This window comes from Sphingomonas sp. KC8 (assembly GCF_002151445.1).
In the GTDB taxonomy this organism is placed as follows: domain Bacteria; phylum Pseudomonadota; class Alphaproteobacteria; order Sphingomonadales; family Sphingomonadaceae; genus Sphingomonas_E.
The window spans coordinates 2,521,246-2,537,875 of the sequence record NZ_CP016306.1 but is presented as its reverse complement, the minus strand read 5'-3'; the positions used below and the strand labels follow the sequence as shown (position 1 = coordinate 2,537,875).

The following is a 16,630-nucleotide window of genomic DNA, read 5'->3' as shown; positions in this document are numbered from 1 at the left end:
ATGCGCGACGGCGAAATCACCGATATGGGACCGGTTCCGCAGCTGGGCGCGACGGCCGCGGCGCATCCGGGCGAACGGCGCCAGATCGCCCGGCCGATGAACGGAGCGCGCGGCCCGCTCAACAACTGGCAGGTGCGGGTGGATGCCAGCCCGCTATCCGACGCCTGGAAGGCGGCGGTGGATTTTTCGGGCGGCGACAGCTGCATCGGCGTGCTGGCCGCACTCGGCCCGCAGCGGCGCGGCACCGTGCTGTCGTCCGGGTGCAGCCAATCCGACCTGACGTTCATCGACATCGAAGGGCTGCGCGGCTGGCTGGAAGGGCTGATCGCCGAAAAGGACCATCATGACGGCAATCTGGTGATGGTCGACCCCAACGAAGTGGCCGACATCGCCAAATTGCCCTGGCTCAAACGTCTGTCGCGGCTAGCGGCCGGGTGCATCGACGTGCCCAATGAAGGCGTGTTCTGGATGCTGATCGGCTGGCGCAACGCGACCGAGCCGGCATCGATCGACAAGCGCCGCCTGCGGCTGGCGTTGCGTGTGCTGGCGCAATGCGCCGCAACCCATGCGCTGAATGCCCGGCGCGAACGCCGCGTCCGCATTCTGGAAGGGATGATCGACGAGCTGGCGCCAGCCTTCATCCTTGTGAACCAGACCGCGCAGGTATTCTGGACCAATTATCGGGCGGAGCTTTTGCTCGCCGAACGCGACCTCCTCGTCCGCAACGGCGGCAACATGCTGGCCTCGTCCATCCCCGCGCAAACCGCTGTGTTGCGCGAGGCAATCGGGCGCGTCGGCAGATCCCTGGCCCCCGGGGCGGATGCGGAGGACGAGTTCCTGCTGTTGCCCAGAAATGGCGGCGGCGATCTGGTCGTGCTGCGATCGGTGATCGGGCGGCACGGGCTGGAGGGCAATCGCGCGGTGCTGGTGATCGTGCCGCAGCATGACGCATCCGAAATGGCGAGCAAGCTGATCTCGGCCTTCGGTCTCATCCCGTCGGAGGCGCGGCTGGTGGGCGCGCTGATCAGCGGGGGATCATCGGCGGCCGCGGCGGCGCGCGTGGGCATCACCGAACAGAGCGCCAAGACCTATCTGAAGCGGATCTACGCCAAGCTGGGCATCAGCAGCCAACTGGAACTGGGTATCCTGGTCGCTTCGCTGACCCCGCCTTTGCGTAGCGGGGAGCCGCGCGCCGAACCCGATCGGCATCAGATCATGAGTTTCTGAAACGGGGCTGCGACAGGGGGACGGGATGACATGCAGGACAAATGGGGTGGCGCTTCTGCTGGCATCGACGCTGATGGCCGGCACGGCCGAAGCGCAGATCACCCTCGAACAGGCGATGGTGCGGGCCTATGCCGGCAACCCCACCTTGCTGGCCGATCGCGAAGGGCTGAAGGTGCTTGACGAGGATGTCGCGACGGCGCGGTCCGGCGGGCGGCCGACCCTGGTGGGGGAAGCCAATCTGACCCGCAGCGAAATCGATGTCGCCGGCACCGGGGGCATCTATGGCGCGCGCCTGACGCAGCCATTGTACCGCGGCAGCCGCATTCGCAACAATGTAAACGCCGCCGAAACAAACGTGCTGGCCGGGCGGGAATCACTACGGCAGAGCGAGATCGATATCCTGCTGGGCGTGGTCGATGCCTATTCGGCGGTGCTGCGCGATCAAGAAATCCTCGAACTCAATCGCAACATGGTCCAGATTCTGGATGGGGTGCGCGCCGCCGAACAACGCCGGCTCGATCTGGGAGAACGGACCAAGACCGATGTGTCGCAGGCGCAGGCGCGGCTTTCGGGCGTGCTGGCGTCGGTCAGTGTGGCCGAACGGCGGCTGGCCGAAAGCCGGGCGCGTTTCCGTTCGATCGTCGGCGATGATGCGGACCAGCTGGTAGCGCTGCCGCCGCTGCCGCAAATGCCGTCATCGCGTGACGATGCGGTGGCCATTGCCGAAGATAACAGCCCGCGCCTGCTGCAGGCGAAACATGCGATGAAAGTATCGGACTATCAGCTCAAAAGCGCCAAGGGCGCGCTGCTGCCGTCGCTGGATGCCAGCGCTGCGGTAAATCATCGCAACGAAATCGTGCAGATATTGGGGCGCAAGGTGAACCAGGACCTGGCGACCTTCCAGCTCGTGCTGACCGTGCCCCTGTTCCAGGGCGGCGCCGAATATGCGGCGGTGCGCCGGGCCAAGCATACCCGTGAAGTGCGGCTGCACGAGATTGACGAAGCATCGCGCGAGGTGATGGCCGAGGTCAGCGTCGCATGGGACCGGCTGGTGACGGCGCGGGTGGCGGAGGCCGCGTATGTCGAAGCGACCAAAGCCAATGAAGTGGCGGTGGCCGGGGTGCGCCGCGAGGCGCTGGGCGGGACGCGCACGACGCTCGACATCCTCGATGCCGAACGCGAACTGCGCGACGCGAAGATCGCCCACGTCACCGCCGCGCACGAGGAGTATATCGCCGGGTTCCGGCTGATCGCGGCGATGGGCAAGGCGACGGCGGCGGACCTCAACCTGCCGGTTGACCGCTATGATCCCGCCTCCCATTATCGCCGCGCGGCCGGGCGCTGGATCGGTTTCGAGCCGTGATGGGGCGCTGGCGCATGAATATCCTTTTCATTCATCAGAACATGCCCGGCCAGTTCAAGCATCTGGCGCCGATGCTGGCCGCGCAGCCCGGCAACCGCGTGGTTTTCCTGACGCAGACCGTGCGGCGGTCGTTGCCCGGCGTGGAACCGGCAACCTATCCCGCCCCGCGTGCATCGAACGGTGCGGGCCACCATTATCTGCGCCGGTTCGAGGATGCGGTGCGCCATGGCCAGCAGGCCGCGCGCGCCATCCAGCAACTGGCGCGTTCCGGTTTCCGGCCCGATCTGGTGATCGCGCATCCCGGCTGGGGCGAGGCCCTGTTCGTGAAGGACGTGCTGCCGGCGACGCCGCTGATCCTGTTTGCCGAGCTATGCTATCGCAGCCACGGCCTCGACATCGGTTTCGACCCCGAAGAAGAATGCACGATCGATACGATCTGCCGGACACGCATCCGCAACGCGCCGCTGTTGACCAGCCTGGAAAGCTGCGATGCCGCCGTCAGCCCGACCAAATGGCAGAAAGCGAGCCACCCGGAGGCGTTCCACGACAAGATCGACGTGATTTTCGACGGCATCGATGTGGACCATGTGCGCCCGCGCCCGGCGGCGGGCTTTACCCTGCCCGATGGCCGCGTGCTGCGCCGGGGCGATCCGGTGATCACCTATGTCGCCCGCAACCTGGAACCCTATCGCGGTTTCCGCACCTTCATGCGCGCGATCCCGCACATCCAGCGGCTGCGGCCAGACGCCGAAATCCTGATCATCGGCGGGGATGATGTCAGCTATGGCAGCAAGCCGGCGACCCACCCCAACTGGCGCGAGGCGATGTGCGCCGAGGTGCCGTTCGATCCAGCACGCGTTCATTTTACCGGGCGGCTGGGCTATGACGCCTATCTGGATGCGCTCGCAGTGTCGGCGGCGCACGTCTACCTGACCTATCCGTTCGTGCTGAGCTGGTCGTGCGTCGAGGCGATGGCGATGGGCGCGCTCGTCATCGCATCCGATACCGGGCCGGTGCGCGAGGTGATCACCGACGGGGTGAACGGCATCCTCGTCGATTTCTTCGATGCGCGCGCGCTGGCGCACACCGTGACCCGCGTCCTGCCGGTACAGGCGGCGCTGCAGCCGTTGCGCGATGCCGCGCGGGCGACGGTGGTGGAACATTATGCGCTGGGCGACAGCCTGGCGAAATGGCAGCGCGTCGTTGAGCGCGTGGCGGGGCTGGACCGGAGGGCCACCCATATCGCAGCGTGACGCCGCGACCGCCGCATCAGGGCTTCGTCGCCAGCCAGATCACATGCCGCCCGCCATTTATGCCGCGGGCACGCGCCACCACTTCATCGACGATGAAGCCCGCGCCGCGCAGCCGTTCGGTGAACGCCTTGTCGGGCGCGGACGACCAGATCGCCAGCACCCCGCCGGGGCGCAGCGCGGCGCGCGCGACGGCCAGGCCGTGCTGGCCGTAAAGCCGGTCGTTGGAGGCGCGGGTCAGCCCGTCCGGGCCGTTATCGACGTCGAGCAGGATCGCGTCATACTGGCCCTTCGCCGCCGCGATCACATCACCCACGTCGCCGACATGGATGCGGGTGCGCGGATCGGTCAGGCAATCGCCGAAGATGTGCGCCATCGGCCCCTGCGCCCACGCGACGACGGCGGGCACCAGTTCGGCGACGGTGACGGCGGCGTCCTTGGCCAGCACGGCGAGAGCTGCGCGCAACGTAAAGCCCATGCCCAGCCCGCCGATCAGCATCTGCGGCCGGACACGCGGCAGGATTTTTTCGCAGGACAAGGTCGCCAGCGCTTCTTCGGACCCGCTGAGCCGGCTGTTCATCAACTCGTTATTGCCGAGCATGATCGAAAATTCGGCGCCGCGCTGGATCAGCCGCAACTGCCCGCCGCCGCCGGGAATGTCTGCCGTGTCGATCAGAACCCTGGGAACCATGGATATCTCGCCAAAGAGGGCGCGTGGCGCGCAGGCCAAGGCCCGGTGTGAACCTTGGCACCCTGTCCGCTCATGGCGGAAAACAGAAGAAAATGTGGTCGGGGAGAGAGGATTCGAACCTCCGGCCCCTGCCTCCCGAAGACAGTGCTCTACCAGGCTGAGCTACTCCCCGACACGGAGTGCAGTCGCTCTTTTGTGCTCACGGGAGAGCGCGACTGCTGGCCAAGTCGGGCGCCTATAGGGGGGATTATCGGACTGTTCAAGCGTCTCGTGCGGCCAGCATGTCGGCGACGACGACAAATTTTTCGCGCGGCGCGCCATCGCGGGCGCGGGCGGCCTCGGCGGCCTCGATCCGCTGCCAGTCGGCAAAGCTCACCTTGTCCGCGCCGCGCGCCGCCAGCAGCGAATCGAGGCCCGGGCCGCCGGCCTTGTTGGCGGCTTGCGGATGATCGGCGGCGATCGATTCGGCGATCATATAGCCATCGGGGCGATTCGTGCCGATCGTGCCGGTGGGGCCGCGCCGCGCCCAGCCGACCGCGTAGAGATTGCCGCCGTCGACCGGCACCCGGCCTTCGCTGTTGGCGAATCGCCCGGCGCGGTCGTCATAGGGCACGCCGGGGATGGGCGGGGTGCGATAGCCGATGCACGCGACGACGAGGCCGCAGGGGATGGCGTAGGTTTCGCCGGTGCCTTCCACCTGGCCATCGCCCACCGGCCGCGTGCGTTCGACGATCAGCCGTTCGGCCTTGCCATCGCCTTCGATCGCCACGGGCCGGGCGTAGAAATCGAAATCGACCGCAACGTCCTTGTCCTGCGTGAGCGTGGCGAAGCTGCGCAGATGGCCGACCGCCTTGCGCTGGCCGGGATCGAGCGCGGCATCGTCGGCCTCGGGCGGCAAATCGGCCGGGTCGACATGCGGTACGGCGCGCTGGAGATGACCGAGTTCGCCCAGTTCCTTGGGGGTCATCGCGATCTGGTGCGGCCCCCGCCGGCCGACCACCGTGACCCGGCGGATCGCCGAATTGCCAAGGGCGGCAAAGGCATGGGTCACGATATCCGACCCGACAAATTCGGCCGGCGCCTTGGCAAGGATGCGGGTGACATCGAGCGCGACATTGCCGTTGCCGATCACGGCCGCGGCCGCGCCATCAAGCGGCGGATTGAGATCGGTGAAATCGGGATGGCCATTATACCAGCCGACGAACGCGGCCGACCCGATCACGCCGGGCAGATCATCGCCGGGAATGCCGAGCGCGCGATCGACCGGCGCGCCCGTCGCCAGCACCACCGCGTCGTAGAGCGACAGCAGCTCTTCGATCGTCACCTGATCGCCGACCGTGATATTGCCGACGAAGCGGACATTATCCGACAGCGCGACCTGTTCGTACCGGCGCGACACCGCCTTGATCGACTGGTGATCGGGGGCGACGCCGAAGCGGATCAGCCCGTAGGGAACGGGCAGCCGATCGATCATGTCGATCGCGACATCGTTCCCGAACTGCTTCTGGCAGGCTTCCGCCGTATAATAGCCCGCCGGGCCGGAACCGATGATCGCGATGTGCCGCATATCGCTTGCCTCTCCACTGTTTGGAGGGATGGTAGCGGCGCGCGGCCATGGCACAAGAGCCGCACGACGATTGCATTTCGCGATGTTCCGCTTCAAGGACGCCGCGCAATCCTGAAGGAGCCTATCGCCATTCGCCAGATCGCAGCCTTGCCTTACCGTATCGAGGCGGACGGATCGGCGCGGGTGATGCTGATCACGTCGCGCGAAACGAAGCGCTGGGTGATCCCCAAGGGCAATCCAATCCGCGGGCTGGATTCGCACCGGGCCGCCGCGCACGAGGCGTATGAGGAAGCCGGCATCACGGGCATTCCCTGCCCGTCGGCGCTGGGCACCTACCGTTACCGCAAGAAAAAACGCAACGGGGCCGAACGCAATGCGACGGTGGCGGTGTTTCCGCTGGCGGTGCTGGCGCAGGCCGACGAATGGCCCGAGCAGGACGAACGTGAAACACGCTGGTTCACGCTGGCCGAAGCCGCCGAAGCGGTGGACGAACCACGACTGAAACAAATGATTGCCGGTTTCCAGGCGCCTATCGTGCGGGCCGGCTTGGTGGAACGCGGGGTGGCCTGCGTCCGCAATTGGGGGGCGACGATACCGATGTTACGCTGGTTCCAGGCGCTGATGCCCAAGCAGGGAAGCTTTTTCGAACAGTTCGAGGATCATGCCGCGACGCTTGTCGCCGGTGCCGATGCGCTCGCCCAACTGCTTGAAGGGCAGGACGACATGGAGGTCCATGTCCGTGAAATCTTCGATCGCGAGCATGAAGCCGACGAAATCACCCGTGAAGTGCTGCAGGATGTGCGGCGGATCTTCATCACCCCGTTCGACCGCAGCGCCATCACCAGCCTGATCGGCGTGATGGACGACGCGATCGACCAGATGAACAAGACCGCCAAGGCGATCACCCTGTACGAAATCACCAGCTTCGAACCGCAGATGCGCGACATGGCCGGGATCATCGTCGAAGCCGCGCGGATCACGCAGGAAGCGATGCCGCTGTTGCGTTCGGTGGGCAAGAATGGCGCGCGCCTGCACGAACTGACCGAACGGCTGGTGCAGATCGAAGGCCATGCCGACGAGATTCACGATGCCGGGCTGCGGGCGCTGTACCGCGCGCATATCGACAGCAAGCCGCTGGAGTTTATCGTCGGCCGTGAATTGTACAGCCATTTGGAAAAGATCGTCGATCGGTTCGAGGATGTCGCCAACGAGATCCAGGGTCTCGTGATCGACCATGCCTGATCAGGGGCGCTGACCATGGATGCCGCCGCCCTTGCGCTGCCGCTGCTGATCGGCCTGATCGGCGTCGCCTTGCTGTTCGATTTTCTGAACGGCCTGCACGACGCCGCCAATTCGATCGCGACGATCGTCTCCACCCGTGTGCTTCGCCCGCAATATGCGGTGATGTGGGCCGCATTCTTCAACTTCATCGCCTTTCTGTTCTTTGGCCTGCATGTGGCCGAGACGGTGGGGCGTGGCATCGTCAGCGCCGACATCGTCGACGCGCATGTCATCTTCGGCGCGCTGATGGGCGCGATTTCGTGGAACCTCATCACCTGGGCGCTGGGCATTCCATCGAGCAGCAGCCACGCGCTGATCGGCGGTCTGCTGGGTGCTGGCACCGCCAAGGCGGGCAGCGTCGCGATCGTCTGGAGCGGCGTCTTGAAGACCGCATCGGCGATCGTGCTGTCGCCGGCGGTGGGGCTGGTTCTGGCGCTGATCCTGGTGCTGATCACATCCTGGGCGTTCGTGCGCGCCACGCCCACCCTGGCCGACCGCTGGTTCCGCAAGCTCCAGTTCGTGTCCGCCTCGCTTTATTCGCTGGGGCATGGCGGCAACGATGCGCAGAAGACGATGGGGATCATCGCCGTGCTGCTATATTCGCAAGGGATGCTGCAGGGCGATTTCCATGTGCCGTTCTGGGTGGTGATCAGCTGTCAGGCGGCGATGGGGCTGGGCACGTTGTTCGGCGGGTGGAAGATCGTCCACACCATGGGATCAAAGATCACGCGCCTGTCGCCGGCGCAGGGTTTCTGCGCGGAAACCGGCGGCGCGATCACCCTGTTCGGCGCAACCTGGCTGGGCATTCCGGTATCGACGACGCACACCATCACCGGCGCGATCGTCGGCGTCGGTTCCGCGCGCCGTGTATCGGCGGTGCGCTGGAACATCGCCAGCCGGATCGTCATCGCCTGGGTGGTAACCCTGCCGGCGGCGGCCGCGATCGGCGCGTTGTTCTACTGGCTCGCAGGCCTGTTCGCCTGATCGAAAAAAACCGGGAGGCGGCGGTGGTGCGGCCTCCCGGCCTTTCCGGTTAGCGCGTCGCCTTGGGCGCGGCGGCCGATGCATTGGCGGGCAGACCGCCGAGCTGGCCGACCAGCTTGGTATAGGCGTCGAGATAAGCGAGCACGATCACCTGGCCGATTTCGGTATTTTCATAGCCGCCGGCACCCGCGCCGAACGCGCCGCCGCTGAACAGCCCGGCGCCGGCGCCAAAACCCAGATCCTGCTTGCGCGCATAGCCTTCGACCAGCGCTTCTTCCTCGGTGGTGCGGGCATTGACCACTGACAGGGTGACGTTGGCTTCCTTCTTCTTGATCGACAGGCCGCCGGCCAGCGCGCCAAGCGTGCGGTTGCCAAGGAAACCGCCGACCAGGCCGCCGAACGAATTGCCGCCTGAATTGCTGTTCGAACTGACGATATCGGGCTGGAGGAAATAATCCGCCGCCTTCACCTGGCCCTTGCCGATGTTCGAGCGGGCCTGAAGTTCGCCGGAGTCCGCGAGTGCGCGTTCCATGTTGCGGTTGGCGAGCGAGCGGCCGCGATTGACCAGCGTGAAGCAGCCCGACTTCTGGACGAAGATCTTGATGATCGCTTCGGGGCTGCCGAGGCTGAGTTCGCGCCACCACTGATTTTCCGGCTCGACGATGGCGATGGTGCCGAGCTTGCGCGTGCAGATCGGAATTTCCGCCTGCTTCGAGGCCTGCTGCTTGCGGGCGGAGGACTGCGCATGGACGGCCGGGGCCATCGTGCCCGTGACGGCAAGGGCCGCAGCGAGCATCACGATCTTCTTCACGACTGTACGTCTCCCTGTTGGATGAAGCTTAATGCTGAAACAGCATGGGGTTAGCATAGGGTTACCGGCCATCTTGTGACACCGGTCACATCGCGTAAATCGCCGTTGCGCCACATCTCTTTGGCAAGCACCGCGCTTGATGCTATCGGCGACGGCAATTCCATCCCTTCCCAGAAGATCGGCTGTTTCGTGACCCCGCTCGACCGCATTCGCAATTTCTCGATCATCGCGCATATCGATCATGGCAAGTCGACGCTGGCAGACCGCCTGATCCAGCGCACCGGCGGCCTTTCCGATCGTGAAATGTCCGCCCAAGTCCTTGATAACATGGACATCGAAAAAGAACGCGGGATCACCATCAAGGCGCAGACGGTGCGCCTGAACTACACCGCCAAGAATGGCGAGACCTATGTCCTCAATCTGATGGACACGCCCGGCCACGTCGATTTCGCCTATGAGGTGAGCCGCAGCCTGGCCGCGTGCGAGGGCGCGCTGCTCGTCGTCGATGCCGCGCAGGGCGTGGAAGCGCAGACGCTGGCCAACGTCTACCAGTCGATCGAGCATGATCATGAGATCGTGCCCGTCATCAACAAGATCGATCTGCCCGCCGCCGAGCCTGAAAAGGTGCGCGCCGAAATCGAAGAGGTGATCGGCCTCGACGCATCCGAAGCGGTGATGGCTTCGGCCAAATCGGGCATCGGCATCGACGATATCCTGGAAGCGATCGTCACCAAGATTCCGCCGCCCAAGGGCGATGCGGCAGCACCGCTGAAGGCGATGCTGGTCGATAGCTGGTACGATCCCTATCTGGGCGTCGTCATCCTGATCCGCGTCATCGACGGGGTGATCAAGAAGGGCCAGCAGATCAAGTTCATGAACGCCGGCACGGCCCATCTGGTCGATCGCGTCGGCTGTTTCCGCCCGAAGATCGAACAGTTGACCGACCTTGGCCCTGGCGAAGTCGGTTTCATCACCGCGCAGATCAAGGAAGTCAGCCAGACCGCCGTCGGCGACACCATCACCGATGCCAAGAAGCCCGCCGCCGAAGCGCTGCCGGGGTTCAAGGAAGTGCAGTCGGTGGTGTTCTGCGGCCTGTTCCCGGTCGACGCCAACGATTTCGAAAAGCTGCGCGAATCGATTTCCAAGCTGCGGCTGAACGATGCGTCGTTCAGTTTTGAAATGGAAACGTCGGCGGCGCTGGGCTTCGGCTTTCGCTGCGGCTTCCTCGGGCTGCTCCACCTGGAAATCATCCAGGAACGGCTGACCCGCGAATATGATCTCGACCTGATCACCACCGCCCCATCGGTGGTGTATCGCCTGCAGCTGACCAAGGCGGCGGGCGAGGCGGAAGCCCGCACGATCGAATTGCACAACCCGGCCGACATGCCCGATCCCAACCGGATCGACAGCATCGAGGAACCGTGGATCGAAGCGACGATCTATGTGCCCGACGAATATCTCGGCTCGATCCTGAAACTGTGCCAGGATCGCCGCGGCATCCAGAAGAACCTGACTTATGTCGGCGGCCGCGCGCAGGCGACCTATGAACTGCCGCTCAACGAAGTCGTGTTCGATTTCTACGATCGGGTGAAATCGATCACGCGCGGCTATGCCAGCTTCGATTATCACCAGATCGGCTATCGCGAGGGCGACCTCGTCAAGATGTCGATCCTCGTCAACAACGAACCGGTGGATGCGCTGAGCATGATCGTCCACCGCGGCACCGCCGAATCGCGTGGCCGCGGCATGTGCGAACGGCTGAAGGATCTGATCCCGCGCCACATGTTCAAGATCCCGATCCAGGCGGCGATCGGCGGCAAGGTGATCGCGCGCGAAACGATCGCGGCGCTGCGCAAGGACGTGACTGCCAAATGCTATGGCGGCGACGCCAGCCGCAAGAAGAAGCTTCTGGAAAAGCAGAAGGAAGGCAAGAAGCGGATGCGCGAATATGGTTCGGTCAGCATTCCGCAGGAAGCGTTCATCGCCGCGCTGCGGATGGGCGACGAAAACTAGGCCTTCGCAACGGAGCCGGCCCGCGCCCTCCCCCCTTCGGTGCGGAGGGGGCGGGTGCGATCCCGAATATGTTTTGCCTGAATATGTCTTGTTGGTGCCATTGCGCTGCGATCGTGCCGCATCGTGATGCGGCGCGGCGCGGTCTGGCGCGCTTGCGGAACGCCTGCTCCATTTAGAGGGGGACGGCGGCTGTCGGCGGCATGATAAGCCGGGCGACAGGATTGGAGAGCAAGACGATGAGCATCACTTTGTCCCACCGCGGCCTATGCGTCAGTGACCTGGACGCATCGATTCGCTTTTACAGCGAAGGGCTGGGGTTTGAACCGTTCCGCGATCATGGCCTGATCGAAGGCGCGCTGATGGACCAGACGATGGAGCTTTCGGGCGTGCAGATGCGCGCGGTGATGCTGCGTCATCCCGATGGCCCGGTGATCGAACTGATGCATTTCCTGTCGCCGCCGGGATTTGGCCCGCGTGAGCGGCGATCGACGATCCAATATGGCCTTGTCCATCTGTCGTTGCGCGTCGACGACATGGATGCGGCGGCGGACCGGCTGCGCGCGGCCGGCGGCCATGTGTTTGAGGAAACACGCGCGCATTTCGCCGAGGGCGGCACGACGATGCTCTATTGCACCGATCCCGATGGCGTGCGGATCGAACTGATGAAGATGGACGGGCTGAACGCCGGGTTCTCGCACTCGGGCATCTGCGTTGAAAGCGTCGATGCGGCGATGCCATATTATCAGGCGCTGGGGTTCCAGCCGGCCGAGAATTATGTGCTCGATGGCGGCTATGACTGGCTGGCGACGGTGAATGAAGTTCCCGGCATCAAGCTGCGCGCGCAGATGATGCGCGATGCCGCCGGCAACACGATCGAACTGCTCGAAACCTATGAACCCAGTTCGTTCGGGCCGCGCGAACGGCGGCCGATCAACCAGTTCGGGCTGACCCATCTGGCGTTCTGGGTGGATGATGTGGATGCCGAGGCCGCGCGGCTGGAAGCCGCCGGCGGCAGCTGGGTGCCGACGATGCGGATCGCGACGCCGGGGATCGAACTGCACCACGGCGCCGATCGTGATGGCGTGCGGATCGAACTGATGCGGGCGATGGCGGGCTGATCTTTCGGCCGGCGGCCGGCGGTGGTAGATTGGCGGCATCAGGGGAGAAGGAGGCCGTGATGCGTGTCCGTACCCTGCTGCCGCCTGCTATCCTGTCGATCGCCCTGCTGGCGGCGGGGGCCGCGTCCGCCGCGCCGGTCGTGGGTGTCGACTGGACCAAGGCCGAGCGGGTGGAGGTGACGCTGTCGAACTTCGCCTTCACGCCGCGATCGCTGCATCTGAAAGCGGGGCAGCCTTATGTGCTGCATTTCACCAATGCCGGCTCTGGCGGGCATAATTTTTCCGCGCCGGAGTTTTTTGCGAGCGCCCAATATCCCAGCGGGGTAGGGCCGGACGGGGGCGTGGTGGACCTCCACAAAGGGGCGGTGGCGGATGTCTCGCTGGTGCCAGTGGCCGGACAGTATAAGCTGAAATGCAGCCATTTCCTGCACGCGACGAGGGGCATGACCGGCGATATCATCGTGGAGTGAGGGTGTCGGGGCTGGTTGATAGCCATCCTTTCGTCACCCCGGACGTGTTCCGGGTCCATCTCTCCACGAACGCGAACGCCAGCGCTTCATGCCCCGGCGTGTGGCCGCACGGTGGACCCCGGAACAAGTCCGGGGTGACGGCGCTTTTTTGGGAGTGGGTGGTGCCAACAAGCGGAATGGCGATCGGTTCTAGGCGACGGGCGGCAGGCCCAGCCGGGGGATGTCGATCGCGGGGCAGCGATCCATCACCACTTTCAGCCCGGCGGCTTCGGCGCGGGCGGCAGCGGCCTGGTTGACGACGCCAAGCTGCATCCACACGGCCTTTGCGCCCGCCGCGATCGCCTGATCGACCGCTTCGCCCGCCGCTTCGGGCCGGCGGAAGATATCGACCATGTCGATCGGTTCGCCGATCTGGGCCAGTTCGCGCCAGATATATTCGCCATGCACATGTTCGCCGGTGATCTGCGGGTTGACCGGAATCACGCGATAGCCGTGCTGCTGGAGGAAGCGCATCACGCGATAGCTTGGCCGATCAGGCCGGTCCGACGCGCCGACCAGCGCGATCGTCCGAACCTGGCCCAGCAAGGCGGCGATATCTTCGTCCGACGTCAATGGCATGGCAATTCTCCTTCTGACGGGAATCAGAAGGTAGGGGCTGCCCTGCCATTCAGCCAGCCCATCAGGCCCCCGGCGATATCGAGGAAGGGCTGGGCGGTCGCTTCGCCACCGGCGGCGGGCGGCTGGCCCGCGTCGGATGCTTTCCGGATCGCGATTTCAAGCGGAATACGGCCAAGGAAGGGCGCGCCGATCGCGGCGGCGGCGGCTTCCGCCCCGCCTGCGCCGAACGGATCGCTGACTTCCCCGCAATGCGGACAGGCATAGCCGGCCATGTTTTCGACGATGCCCACGATCGGCACGGTCGCCTGATTGAACAGGTCGATCGCGCGGGTGGCATCGATCAGCGCCAGATCCTGCGGGGTCGACACGATGATCGCGCCGGCGGGCTTGTGCTTGCTGATCAGCGACAGCTGAACGTCGCCGGTGCCCGGCGGCAGATCGACGATCAGCACCTGCGCATCGCCCCAATCGGCGTCGATCAACTGGCCCAGCGCATTGCCGGCCATCGGCCCGCGCCACGCGATCGCCTGCCCCGGCTCCACCAGATGCGCCATCGACAGCATCGGCACGCCGAACGGGCTGTTGATGGGGATCAGTTTCTGGTTTTCGGCTTCGGGGCGCTGGCCTTCGGTGGACAGCAGCCGCGCCTGTGAGGGCCCATAAATATCGGCATCGACCAGCCCGACCTTCACGCCGAGGCGCTTCAGCGCGACGGCGATGTTGGCGGCGACGGTGGATTTGCCGACGCCGCCCTTGCCACTGCCGACGACGATCAGCTTGTGGACGGTTTTTTCGGCGGTCATCGCGATGCGCACGTCGCGCACGCCTTCAAGCCCGATCAGCTTGCCGCGGATCGCGCGTTCGATCTTGGCGCGATCATCGCCGGCCAGGCCGGTGACGTCGAGGATGACGCTGGCGATATGATCGACGGCGTTCACGCGCGGGGCGGCACAGCGCCCGCTTTCGATCAGGCCCTTGCCCGAAACGGGATCGGCGATGGTATCGAGCGCGGCGGAGAAGGGGTCTGAATGGCTCATGTTCGCGCCATAGGCCACGAGATCGCCGGATGGCACTGTTTTTCCGCGACGCGCTACCTATAATGACGAACATGCAAAACAATTCCGGCCCGCCTGCCCCGTCAATCGCAGCCCTGAACGAAAGTGGTGGGGGTGGCCCGTGGGGCGGCTCCGGCGGCGGATCCGGGGGCGGATCTGGCGGTGGTGATGGTGGCGGGCTTGGCCCGCGCAACCCGTGGAATCAGCCCCCGCCCAGGCGCCCGTCAGGCGGCGGTGGCGGTCAGGGGCCAAGCGCGCTCGATGAACTGCTGCGCCGCAGCCGCGAAAAGATGGGCGGTGGCGGTGGTAGCGGTGGCATGCCCGAATTTGGCGGCAAGCCCTTGTGGTTCTGGGGCGTTCTGGCCTTCATTATCCTGTGGCTGGCGGGCACGAGCATCCACACCATCGGCCCGCAGCAGCGCGGCGTGGTGACGTTCTTCGGCGCCTATTCGCGGACGATGGGCACCGGCCTCAATTTCTCGCTGCCCGCGCCGATTGAACTGGTGCAAAAGCTGGACGTCGATGAAATCCGCACGGTCGACATCGGTTCGACCAGCGAAGCGGCGGAAAATCTGGTGCTGACCGGCGATCAGAATATCGTCGACCTCGCTTATTCGGCGCGCTGGAACATCCGCGACCCCGAACTTTTCCTGTTCGAACTGGCCGACCCCGAAGATACGATCCGCGAAGTCGCCGAAAGCGCGATGCGCGAAGAACTGGCGCGCGTGACGCTGAACGACGCGATCGGCCCGCAGCGCAGCCAGATCGAAGTGCGCGTTGCCGCCCGCATGCAGGAATTGCTCGACAGCTATCGCGCCGGCGTTGCCGTGCAGGGCGTCGCGATCAAGCAGGCCGATCCGCCAGGCGCGGTGAATGATGCGTTCAAGGAAGTGTCGGCCGCCCAGCAGACCGCGCAATCCTACCTCAATCAGGCGCGGGCTTATGCCATGCAGCTGACGGCCAAGGCTTCGGGTGAGGCGCAGGCGTTCGACAAGGTTTATGCCGAATATAAACTGGCCCCGGAAGTGACCCGGCGGCGCATGTATTATGAGACGATGGAGAAGGTTCTGGCCAAGACCGACAAGACGGTGATCGAGGCGAATGGCGTTCAACCCTATCTGCCGCTGTCGCAGGTGCGCCGCCCCGAACCCGCCGTAACGCCGGCGCCGGCGGCCACGGCCACACCTGCCCCCGCACAGGGAGGCGCACGATGAACCCGGCTGACCGTTATGGCCGCACCCCGGTGGTCTGGGCGATGCTGGCGCTGGTCCTGCTCGTCGTCCTGATGCTGTGCGTGAAGGTGGTGCCGGAAACCAAGCAGGCGCTGATCGTCCGGTTTGGCCAGCCGGTGAAGGTGGTCAACCGCTACAGCCCCAGCGAAGAGTTCGGCCGTACGGGGGCCGGGCTGCTGTTCCGCATCCCGTTCGTCGAACAGATTATCTGGGTCGACAAGCGCGTGCTCGATTTCGACATGCAGCGCCAGGCGGTGCTGTCGACCGATCAGCTGCGGCTGGAGGTGGACGCGTTCGCCCGTTACCGCATCGTCGATCCGCGGCGGATGTACATTTCGGCGGGTAGCGAAAAGCGCGTCGGCGAAGCGCTGAAGCCGATCCTTGGTTCGGCGTTGCGCAACGAGCTTGGCAAGCGGCCGTTCGCGTCGCTGCTCAGCCCCGAACGCGGCCAGGTGATGGACAATATCCAGAACGCGCTGGCCCGTGTCGCCAAGCAATATGGCGCCGAAATCGTCGACGTGCGGATCAAGCGGGCGGACCTGCCGAGCGGCACGCCGCTGGACAGCGCATTCCAGCGGATGCGCACCGCACGCCAGCAGGAAGCCCGCTCGATTGAGGCCGAAGGGCGCAAGCAGGCCCAGCTGATCACCAGCGAAGCCGATGCCGACGCCGCCCGCGTCTATGCCGAAAGTTTCGGCAAGGACCCGGATTTCTACAATTTCTACCGCGCGATGCAGTCGTACAAGATATCCTTTGGTACCGACGGCAACGAAGCGACCGGTGGATCTTCGGTGATCCTGTCGCCGGACAACGAATATCTCCGCGAGTTTCGCGGGAGGAAGTAAAATGGGGGGCACGCCATTCAATTGGCGTTAAGCTGGTGCTTCCCACTTATCGGGCGGCCGCGCGGTGGATTTTGCGCCGGCCGGGGAACTGAGGAGTCTGCGATC

At 65.0% G+C, this 16,630-nt stretch carries 15 protein-coding genes and 1 tRNA gene; 10 read left to right on the top strand and 6 right to left on the bottom strand.

Going from position 1 to position 16,630, the window contains the following annotated elements; all coding sequences use genetic code 11:
* From KC8_RS11990 to KC8_RS11980, 3 genes are read left to right on the top strand one after another with little or no spacing between them, the layout of a single operon-like run.
* Positions 1-1,227: a helix-turn-helix transcriptional regulator gene (locus KC8_RS11990; RefSeq protein WP_010123772.1), complete on the top strand. Its 1,227-nt coding sequence runs from the start codon at positions 1-3 to the stop codon at positions 1,225-1,227.
* 46 nt (positions 1,228-1,273) lie between these two features.
* Positions 1,274-2,590 carry a TolC family outer membrane protein gene (locus tag KC8_RS11985; RefSeq protein ID WP_010123773.1) on the top strand — a complete coding sequence of 439 codons (1,317 nt, stop codon included), beginning with the start codon at positions 1,274-1,276 and terminating at the stop codon, positions 2,588-2,590.
* 14 nt (positions 2,591-2,604) lie between these two features.
* Positions 2,605-3,843, top strand: a complete 1,239-nt coding sequence (locus KC8_RS11980; protein ID WP_037495397.1) for a glycosyltransferase family 4 protein — start codon at positions 2,605-2,607, stop codon at positions 3,841-3,843.
* 16 nt (positions 3,844-3,859) lie between these two features.
* Here KC8_RS11980 and KC8_RS11975 read toward each other — a convergent pair whose 3' ends face one another.
* From KC8_RS11975 to KC8_RS11965, 3 genes are all read right to left on the bottom strand, one after another.
* Entirely contained in the window at positions 3,860-4,531 is a 672-nt protein-coding gene (locus tag KC8_RS11975) for a spermidine synthase (protein ID WP_010123775.1), read from the bottom strand.
* A gap of 95 nt (positions 4,532-4,626) precedes the next feature.
* A tRNA-Pro gene (locus tag KC8_RS11970) sits at positions 4,627-4,703 on the bottom strand.
* 87 nt (positions 4,704-4,790) lie between these two features.
* Positions 4,791-6,098, bottom strand: coding sequence for an FAD-dependent oxidoreductase (locus KC8_RS11965; RefSeq protein WP_010123776.1), 1,308 nt, complete (start codon positions 6,096-6,098; stop codon positions 4,791-4,793).
* A gap of 129 nt (positions 6,099-6,227) precedes the next feature.
* On the opposite strand from KC8_RS11965, the gene KC8_RS11960 reads away from it, so the two are divergent.
* Both KC8_RS11960 and KC8_RS11955 read left to right on the top strand, forming a co-directional pair.
* Positions 6,228-7,340, top strand: a complete 1,113-nt coding sequence (locus tag KC8_RS11960; protein WP_029624291.1) for a DUF47 family protein — start codon at positions 6,228-6,230, stop codon at positions 7,338-7,340.
* Between the two features lie 15 nt (positions 7,341-7,355).
* Positions 7,356-8,363, top strand: coding sequence for an inorganic phosphate transporter (locus tag KC8_RS11955; RefSeq protein WP_010123779.1), 1,008 nt, complete (start codon positions 7,356-7,358; stop codon positions 8,361-8,363).
* Between the two features lie 49 nt (positions 8,364-8,412).
* Here the strand turns inward: KC8_RS11955 and KC8_RS11950 are convergent, their stop codons facing one another.
* Positions 8,413-9,159 carry a CsgG/HfaB family protein gene (locus KC8_RS11950; RefSeq protein WP_029624292.1) on the bottom strand — a complete coding sequence of 249 codons (747 nt, stop codon included), beginning with the start codon at positions 9,157-9,159 and terminating at the stop codon, positions 8,413-8,415.
* Between the two features lie 204 nt (positions 9,160-9,363).
* Here KC8_RS11950 and lepA point away from each other — a divergent pair, with 204 nt between their 5' ends.
* The 3 genes from lepA (at position 9,364) to KC8_RS11935 (ending at position 12,775) form a co-directional block, all read left to right on the top strand.
* On the top strand, positions 9,364-11,187 hold the full coding sequence (lepA, locus tag KC8_RS11945; RefSeq protein WP_010123781.1) for a translation elongation factor 4: 1,824 nt from the start codon (positions 9,364-9,366) through the stop codon (positions 11,185-11,187).
* Positions 11,188-11,423: 236 nt separating this feature from the next.
* Entirely contained in the window at positions 11,424-12,305 is an 882-nt protein-coding gene (locus KC8_RS11940; RefSeq protein ID WP_010123782.1) for a VOC family protein, read from the top strand.
* Between the two features lie 59 nt (positions 12,306-12,364).
* Complete coding sequence (locus tag KC8_RS11935; protein ID WP_010123783.1) at positions 12,365-12,775, top strand: cupredoxin domain-containing protein; 411 nt, start codon at positions 12,365-12,367, stop codon at positions 12,773-12,775.
* A gap of 189 nt (positions 12,776-12,964) precedes the next feature.
* Here the strand turns inward: KC8_RS11935 and KC8_RS11930 are convergent, their stop codons facing one another.
* The gene (locus KC8_RS11930; RefSeq protein WP_010123784.1) at positions 12,965-13,393 is read right to left on the bottom strand and encodes a CoA-binding protein; all 429 of its coding nucleotides are present in this window, start codon (positions 13,391-13,393) and stop codon (positions 12,965-12,967) included.
* 23 nt (positions 13,394-13,416) lie between these two features.
* Positions 13,417-14,430 carry an Mrp/NBP35 family ATP-binding protein gene (locus tag KC8_RS11925; RefSeq protein ID WP_029624294.1) on the bottom strand — a complete coding sequence of 338 codons (1,014 nt, stop codon included), beginning with the start codon at positions 14,428-14,430 and terminating at the stop codon, positions 13,417-13,419.
* Positions 14,431-14,501: 71 nt separating this feature from the next.
* On the opposite strand from KC8_RS11925, the gene hflK reads away from it, so the two are divergent.
* Entirely contained in the window at positions 14,502-15,662 is a 1,161-nt protein-coding gene (gene hflK, locus KC8_RS11920) for an FtsH protease activity modulator HflK (RefSeq protein WP_010123787.1), read from the top strand.
* Positions 15,659-16,525, top strand: coding sequence for a protease modulator HflC (gene hflC / locus KC8_RS11915; RefSeq protein ID WP_010123788.1), 867 nt, complete (start codon positions 15,659-15,661; stop codon positions 16,523-16,525). Before hflK ends, hflC begins: the two co-directional genes overlap by 4 nt.
* The last annotated feature ends 105 nt before the right edge of the window (positions 16,526-16,630 follow it).